Genomic DNA, 7,415 nt, shown 5'->3' with positions numbered 1-7,415 from the left:
GGCGCCAACGCCGGCCACGCCACCGAAGCCAACATGGACCGCCTCGACGGAGCCGGCGCCGCCGCCGCCATCGAAGCCCGCGCCGTCACCGCGAGTGATTCGGCCGCCATCGCACGCGCCAAGGCCGAACTGGACAAACTCGACGTCGCCGAAGGCCTCGCCGAACTCGAAGGCGCCTCCGCCCGCGTCGCCGTCGACGAAAAGCGCATGATCAACTGCCGCGCCGACCTCAACCAACTTGTGCCCTTCAAGTACGACTGGGCCTGGCAGAAATACCTCGACGGCTGCGCCAACCACTGGATGCCGCAAGAGGTCAACATGACCGCCGACATCGCCCTGTGGAAAAACCCCGAAGGCCTGACCGACGACGAACGTCGCATCGTCATGCGCAACCTCGGCTTCTTCTCCACCGCCGACTCCCTGGTCGCCAACAACCTGGTGCTGGCCGTGTACCGCCTGATCACCAACCCCGAATGCCGCCAGTACATCCTGCGCCAGGCCTTCGAAGAAGCGATCCACACCCACGCCTACCAGTACTGCATCGAATCGTTGGCCATGGATGAAGGCGAGATCTTCAACATGTACCACGAGATCCCATCGGTCGCTAAAAAAGCCGCCTGGGGCCTGAAGTACACCCGCTCGATCTCCGATCCGAAGTTCGAAACCGGCACCGTCGACACCGACAAAGAGCTGCTGCGCAACCTGGTCGCCTACTACTGCGTGCTGGAAGGCATCTTCTTCTATTGCGGCTTCACCCAGATCCTGTCCATGGGCCGCCGCAACAAAATGACCGGCGTGGCCGAACAGTTCCAGTACATCCTGCGCGATGAGTCGATGCACCTGAACTTCGGGATCGATGTGATCAACCAGATCAAAATCGAAAACCCGCACTTGTGGGATGCCGAGATGAAGGAAGAAGCGACCCAGATGATCCTGCAGGGGACGCAGCTGGAGATTGAATATGCGCGGGATACCATGCCGCGTGGGGTGCTGGGGATGAATGCGGCGATGATGGAGGACTACCTCAAGTTCATCGCTAACCGTCGGTTGTCGCAGATTGGTCTTAAAGAAGAGTATCCAGGGACGACGAATCCGTTTCCGTGGATGAGCGAGATTATGGATTTGAAGAAAGAGAAGAATTTCTTTGAGACTCGGGTGATTGAGTATCAGACGGGTGGGGCGTTGAGCTGGGATTGATCGCCAAGTCAAATATACTATAGAACTCAAAAGCCCCGAAATTTCGGGGCTTTTTTGAGTAGAATATATAAACTATAAAAACGCTAACTCAATAAAAACTCGTGCCGAGTACTTACGACCTGACCGCAATACGGCTCTGCCGCCGCAAAAGACACACTATCAAAAACAACGTAATTTTTTCCTCGCCCAAAAGAGCTATTAAAAACAATACCATCATAATTAGCGACCGACTTAACAAACTCGCACAAATATTGAGTCGGAATATACTCTATATGCGACTTATCCGGCAGTATCGGTTTAGACAACTCAAAAGAAAATCGCTCTAACAGATCAAGAAAGCACAGAACATCTTGAAGCTGTTGCTCTTCAAACTTTAAGACAGACGAATCACATCGAGGATTAGTCAAACTCAACAAATTTAGATCCTTTAGCGCTACAAATCTCGATACATAAATCACACTTGCATTATTTGGACGCACCTCAGCAACACAGGTCTCCTCATTTTCCGCGAGATACAAATATGGTATTCCAACTGGATTCGCACGCCCTCCAGAAACAACCATCGGTGGGGGTGTTCCCATTTGGGCCGCAGTCAAGGGAACTTCAGAAATTCGGGCCCTAAACAGCTGTTCACCACGTTCCAAAGGAGACTTCAACTGTTCTAACAGGGCTAAAAAAACTTCAAAGCTTGAATTGTCGGCATTAGGATTTAATACTTGAGAAATCAACGAACCTCTTGGAAAAAATCTATTCCTATGTTTTAGCTCCTCCTTAAACCCAGCCCATTGACTAGAATACAGAGATACGTCAAACCTAAAAACATACTTGACAGATGCTATCTCCTCTCCAAACATCTCTCGCGCCAATCTCCTGGCATCTCTGACGACAGTGAGGCTGAGGATTCCAAACTGCCTCTGCAGTAACTCAACCAATTCTTCACCGTCTGCCGACTCTTCAAGACTATAAAGAATAAGCTCAACAGCGGAGAATAACGTATCAGAGCTAATTGTCGGCACTCTTATGGCACCACAATGCGAACAATTTCCGACAGCTCCTTTTGAAGCAGCCTCGATTAACACTGAATCCGTAAAGCAATGAATACAGCATCTAGCCATTTCAATGCTCCTGAATATAGGCGCATGTGGTTTCAATGTGATGCTTTATCGAAATCTTTTTGACATGCCCAAGTCCAGGATAGTGCCTAGAAGAATGCAAGACGAAAAACTCATCTAACCCTTGCGTTCTAGTGAACTTACCAGGATTACTCCCAACATAATTAACCAGCTTATTTAGAGCATCCATAAATTTCCCACCGGGGTTCGTGGGTGTCCGATCATCATAGGACGCAAAATGTCTAACATGCATAGCATCATACTCATCTCTATTTATATAAGAGAGATGTACAGCAACAACATATGCAGGCCCACCAGACTCGGAGTAATCCTCACTGAGAATAGTGAAATCACCAAAGCCTAAAGCATTTTCCAGCGATCTGAATTCGGTATGTAGAGAGGAGAACAATGAATCCTCGGTGTAATCAGAATTTTTCATTTCTTTCTTGAAAAAATCCCCATAAACCACCTTATTTTTCAAAAGAGAGAAAGCCGTGGAACTTACTCTTGCTGGGTTAACCAACGTGTATACAGATTGATTTACCACCTCAATCAATGCTTTATCCAAACTACTTTCAACAAATACCGCAGCCTGGCCTGCAAAACTCTGAAACAACTCAATAGCTACACTATCCTGAGGACTCTTGATTTTAACACATGGTAGGTAGAGCCCTTCCTCCTCACCCAGCATGGAGCTTATAACATCTACCCCACCACGGTAATCTCCGAGAGAAGGATTTACTACAACAAGAGGAACAATACGATTACCAGATAGCTGCTGAATAGTTCTTTTTAACGGAGAGATATTTTCTCTGACGGGTTCAATTACTGGCTTAAATAAGCCAGCATCAATAACAGATGATAGCTCCCGCAAAGCTATCAGCTCATTCTGTTTACCTTTCAATATTGGAAAATACATTTAACTTCCTTTTTAAATCGGAGAGTTAACAACCCTCGCAAGATTATTTTTATTAGCATCAGAGAGGTTCACACTTACACTTGCCATTAATAGAGAGCGAGGCAAAGAAAGCGAAAACTTTTTATTCAAACCTCTAGATATCTTTAGAGTTTTACAAAACTCCGAGCGCAACAAATCCGCATCTGCGCGGAGAAAAACAGATTCACACCAACTGAAAACCTCAGTATTAGTCAGCCCTACTGGGGCGTCCTCCATCTGTAGAGCTATAGAAAAATACTCTTCCTTACGCAGGGACCGTATTAAGACTTTCGCATTAATAGCTCCGGTAACGACCTTGGCGGGTCGGACCTCTGAAAGTCTATTTTTGGATGTCAGCACAATAACACCGACGTCTTCAAAAATATTTTTTAACGCGTAATCCCTGTGCCCTTCAGCGACAACTACATAGGTCTTATCAAATATTTTTTCATAGGCATTCAACTGATCGTTCAGCCTGGAGAAATTATCAAGATCAGTCTTTATTTCATAGCAGGTACTATTGCCATTTAACACTACACAATCTGCCTTGTTATTCTCAACCCTAAACTCAGGCACCAGTGTAGCAGTTGATAACTTGTGCCTTCCGAGAAGAATTTTATTAGCAACTACATTTTTGAAAAAATATTCAAATCTATAATTCTTACTTAGATCTTTATAACAAACCTCATAAACATCAGCAGGTGTAAAAAATCTTGGCAGACACTCAACATAAACCTGTGCAACATCAGCAACACGCCCGATATTCCCGCGAGCGAGCTCCTCAACGCAATTCGTGGAGAAGATTTTACTCAGTTCTCGATAGTTTCTCATTTGTGTTTCAACTGCCTTCTAGCGCCCACGCTCAGGAAGCCATGCTAGCAGAGAGACTGATTCTAGGCGCGCCTCAGAAACACAAAATCAATAGAGATCGGTCTTGACCAGGGTCTGCCCAGGTCATAACCTCACTCTCTGGTGCCTAAGAAACACCTCACACAGCGGACTGACCGCACCCGACAGTAGCGGCTTTTTTGTGCCTACGGTATCCCCGTGGGTATCGAAAATCTCTGTTATGCCGGGAGTGGGCTAATACAAGACCCGAAAGGGGAATATGTCCGGCCCTCTGTGTGGGGTTTCTTAACTCCCGGCACCTAGCCCTAAGAAAGCTGACATCACACAGAGGTAATGGAAATGCCTAAAATTTTCACCTTCCTTGCGAAGGCTATCTACTGCGTCAGAACTGCCCTTCAAGCACGTCCAGTCACGGAGGTGCGTCATGCATGATCCCCTCGCTCCCACCGTCTTCACCCGTCAAAGCCTTTTCCTGCACGCCCTCCTTCTAGAAAACCAACCGTGGTTTTGCGCTCGCGATCTTGGACGCTTGATGGGCTGGTATCTGGATGAGCGAACGACTCGAAAGCTCGATGAAGACCAGCGAAGAACGGTAACGCTGCTGTTCCACGGTCAGCCCGAAGAAATGCTGATGATCAGCGAATCCGGTGCCTACGCGCTGCTGGTCTATCACTACACACCGGGGAATCGCCTGTTACGCACCTGGCTCACTCACGAAGTGGTTCCAACATTGCGAGATGAGCGTCAGCCACGAACGGTAGAGAGACCGTTGCTGAGCATGCTGGATTGGCCGGAGATGTCTTTGAACTTGCTGCATTGGCAGGACGAAGGCTGGATTAGGCTGCGGGATATGCCTTACCTGTTGGTCAACCGGACCCATCGGCTACAGTTCTCAAAAACTCCGTGGTGGCGCAAGCTCATGCAGCCTTTCCGAATTAAGCAGCGAATTTGCTGACGAACACGACAGTCAACTCCGACCAATCCGTAGGAAATTTCGTAGACGCAGTAATGGCTACTCAGTATCGTCCGAGGGTTTTCTACCCTCGGCGGCTGTATGGATACGCAAAAAGGTAATACCGGATGGAGCGACGAGGAGCTTGAAGCTTCCGTCGATGCTTATCTCAAGATGTTGAAGCTGGAGGATGCTGGCCAGCCTTATAAAAAATCAGTCGAACACGAGCTTTTACGTTCCGGTGCGCTGAGCGCGAGGTCTTCAGCGTCAGTCGACTATCGCATGCGCAATATTTCCGCCGTATTCGAGACTCTGAATCAGAAACCGATTGCTGGTTACACAGCTGCAAATAATGTCGGCTCTAGAATCGTCTCTCGTATCGTCCGAATACTTGCGCAACGGGGCGTCGTTGAATCTCAAGACAGCGCCCCAACGTTTGACGAAGAGTTACTTGAGCGGCGTGCAGCGAAGCTTCAAAGCAAACCTATCAAGACCAAGCCCGAAGGCATCACTACGCCGCAACAAGTCAGTACCGCCAGCACATCCTACGTGCGCGATCCGGAAGTGCGGGCTTGGGTACGTCAGCAGGCAGCAGGTGTTTGTGAAGGCTGTGGCCTACATGCACCGTTCACGCTAGACAACGGCCAGCCATTTCTTGAAGTACATCACGTCAAGCACCTCGCCCAGAAGGGTTCGGATCGCATCTCCAATGCTGTAGCCTTGTGCCCCAATTGCCATCAGCGTTGTCACCGGTCGAGCGATCGGGATGCCTTCACCGAGGGGCTTTACGCCAAAGTCGGAAGATTGGCACGGGAGTAGACTCCTGCTGTCACACCTGATGCACATTCAAAAAATACTAGATAGGACCGAGGCCAACCCGTGAACCCAGACATGCTCGAAGCCGGCCCCATCGACGCCAAAGTACTCTCCGTCTTTGACTTCGACGGCACCCTCACCCACCACGACAGTTTCGTGCCCTTCCTCAAGTTTGCCTTTGGCACTGGCGCGTTTTATGGCCGGATGGTGAAGCTGGCCGTGCCGGGGCTGCGTTTTTTGGTGCGGCAGATCAGCCGGGATGAGTTGAAGGCGCAGTTGATTCGCACCTTTATGACCGGGGTGGAGAAGGCGTGGGTGCAGCAGAAGGCCGAGGAGTATTGCCAGCGCAATTGGGCGCGGTTGATGCGTCCGGCGGGGGTGTTGTCGGTGGAGCAGGAGTTGGGCTCGGGCGCGGTGGTGACGCTGTGTTCGGCGTCGCCGGCGTTGGTGTTGCAGCCATTTGCCGATCGGCTGGGGATCCGCTTGATCGGGACTGAGCTTGAGGTGGTGGACGGGGTGCTGACCGGTAAGCTCACGGGGAACAATTGCCGCTGTGAGAACAAGGTGCTGCGGCTTGAGGCGGTGTATGGGGACCTGGGGGAGTATCGGCTCAGGGCCTGGGGCGATACGCGTGGGGATCGGGAGTTGCTGGCGGCGGCGCAGGATGCGCATTTTCGGCATTTTCATGCGAAGAAGAAAAGGCGGGCTCGGTTGCAGCGGTGATGCGCCGTCTAGACGAACAGCGAAAAGCTTTCCGGCCCCTCAACTTTCTGAAATAGCCGGGTGAACTCTACCACCGGGTTACGTAGCGTACGGAGGGGCTGTGAAACAGACCTCGTCGGTTGCTTATCGGCTCTTGGCCGAATCGTAGACAGCGCTACGTTCCCGCTTACCCACCGCTAATACGAGGATGACTATTCGATCGTCTTCAACACGGTAGACCGGCCGAAAGCCGGCACCACGTAATTTAATCTTGTAGCAATCCTTCATTCCATAAAGCGCGTCAGCTGGAACCCGCGGGTGATCTTGGCGCTCCTGAAGTTTGCGCAAAAACTGATGACGAATTGTACCGTGCAGTTTCTTGAGTTCCTTTAACGCCTTCGGATCCCACTCAATACTAAACTCAATGCCCATTGGCGATATCCGCTTCTGCCTCAGCAATCAGCTCATCAAGGGACACCCGAATCGGTGCCTCCTTGGCGTCCAGCCTCTCCTTGACCAATTGCACCAGTTCCAGCTCATCAAGGCGCTCAACCATCGCCTCGTATACGCTAGCCGGGACCATATAACCCATCACGCGATTATGGTTGAGGACAGCCACCGCCGAGCCGTTGGCTCCGTTCATGACGGATGAAGGGTTCTTTTTGAGTTCGGATACGCTGACGGCCACGTCAGCCAAAACAAGTTGCATGGAGATCTCTCCTTTTAAAACAGGTCGTTATTTTGGTCTTTTTTCGATTACCCACAAGCGGCTGACGGAGAGGTTCCTTGAAGTGATTTGTGTGATGCATAGACACCCTCCTACGGGATGTTGAAGACAATAGGCTTGCCG

General features: G+C 50.2%; 9 protein-coding genes. 4 read left to right on the top strand and 5 right to left on the bottom strand.

What is annotated here, in order from left to right:
* Positions 1-33 precede the first annotated feature (33 nt).
* Positions 34-1,197, top strand: a complete 1,164-nt coding sequence (locus tag BFP90_RS08575) for a ribonucleotide-diphosphate reductase subunit beta (RefSeq protein ID WP_176718027.1) — start codon at positions 34-36, stop codon at positions 1,195-1,197.
* Between the two features lie 83 nt (positions 1,198-1,280).
* On the opposite strand, the gene BFP90_RS27195 is transcribed toward BFP90_RS08575, so the two are convergent.
* The 3 genes from BFP90_RS27195 to BFP90_RS28195 form a co-directional block, all read right to left on the bottom strand.
* Entirely contained in the window at positions 1,281-2,213 is a 933-nt protein-coding gene (locus tag BFP90_RS27195) for an RES family NAD+ phosphorylase (RefSeq protein WP_176718026.1), read from the bottom strand.
* A gap of 100 nt (positions 2,214-2,313) precedes the next feature.
* Positions 2,314-3,228, bottom strand: a complete 915-nt coding sequence (locus BFP90_RS27190; RefSeq protein WP_141688941.1) for a sce7725 family protein — start codon at positions 3,226-3,228, stop codon at positions 2,314-2,316.
* A 12-nt stretch (positions 3,229-3,240) separates the two neighbouring features.
* A complete protein-coding gene (locus tag BFP90_RS28195) occupies positions 3,241-4,077 on the bottom strand; it encodes a sce7726 family protein (protein WP_141688940.1) in 837 nt (278 codons plus the stop codon).
* 442 nt (positions 4,078-4,519) lie between these two features.
* Here BFP90_RS28195 and BFP90_RS08570 point away from each other — a divergent pair, with 442 nt between their 5' ends.
* The 3 genes from BFP90_RS08570 (at position 4,520) to BFP90_RS08565 (ending at position 6,586) form a co-directional block, all read left to right on the top strand.
* Complete coding sequence (locus BFP90_RS08570; RefSeq protein WP_065896447.1) at positions 4,520-5,050, top strand: BRO-N domain-containing protein; 531 nt, start codon at positions 4,520-4,522, stop codon at positions 5,048-5,050.
* 99 nt (positions 5,051-5,149) lie between these two features.
* Entirely contained in the window at positions 5,150-5,866 is a 717-nt protein-coding gene (locus tag BFP90_RS27185; RefSeq protein WP_083203186.1) for an HNH endonuclease, read from the top strand.
* A gap of 72 nt (positions 5,867-5,938) precedes the next feature.
* Positions 5,939-6,586, top strand: a complete 648-nt coding sequence (locus BFP90_RS08565) for an HAD-IB family hydrolase (RefSeq protein ID WP_065887762.1) — start codon at positions 5,939-5,941, stop codon at positions 6,584-6,586.
* Between the two features lie 123 nt (positions 6,587-6,709).
* Here BFP90_RS08565 and BFP90_RS08560 read toward each other — a convergent pair whose 3' ends face one another.
* Together BFP90_RS08560 and BFP90_RS08555 are read right to left on the bottom strand one after the other, a co-directional pair.
* On the bottom strand, positions 6,710-6,997 hold the full coding sequence (locus BFP90_RS08560) for a type II toxin-antitoxin system RelE family toxin (RefSeq protein WP_370671689.1): 288 nt from the start codon (positions 6,995-6,997) through the stop codon (positions 6,710-6,712).
* A complete protein-coding gene (locus tag BFP90_RS08555; RefSeq protein ID WP_065894994.1) occupies positions 6,987-7,274 on the bottom strand; it encodes a type II toxin-antitoxin system Phd/YefM family antitoxin in 288 nt (95 codons plus the stop codon). The genes BFP90_RS08560 and BFP90_RS08555 overlap by 11 nt, the downstream gene beginning before the upstream one ends.
* Positions 7,275-7,415: the final 141 nt, after the last annotated feature.

Origin of the sequence: Pseudomonas sp. 24 E 13 (assembly GCF_900004715.1) — a bacterium.
Lineage (GTDB): Bacteria > Pseudomonadota > Gammaproteobacteria > Pseudomonadales > Pseudomonadaceae > Aquipseudomonas > Aquipseudomonas orientalis_A.
The sequence above is the reverse complement of the archived record's forward strand: the minus strand, read 5'-3'. Positions and strand labels throughout refer to the sequence as shown.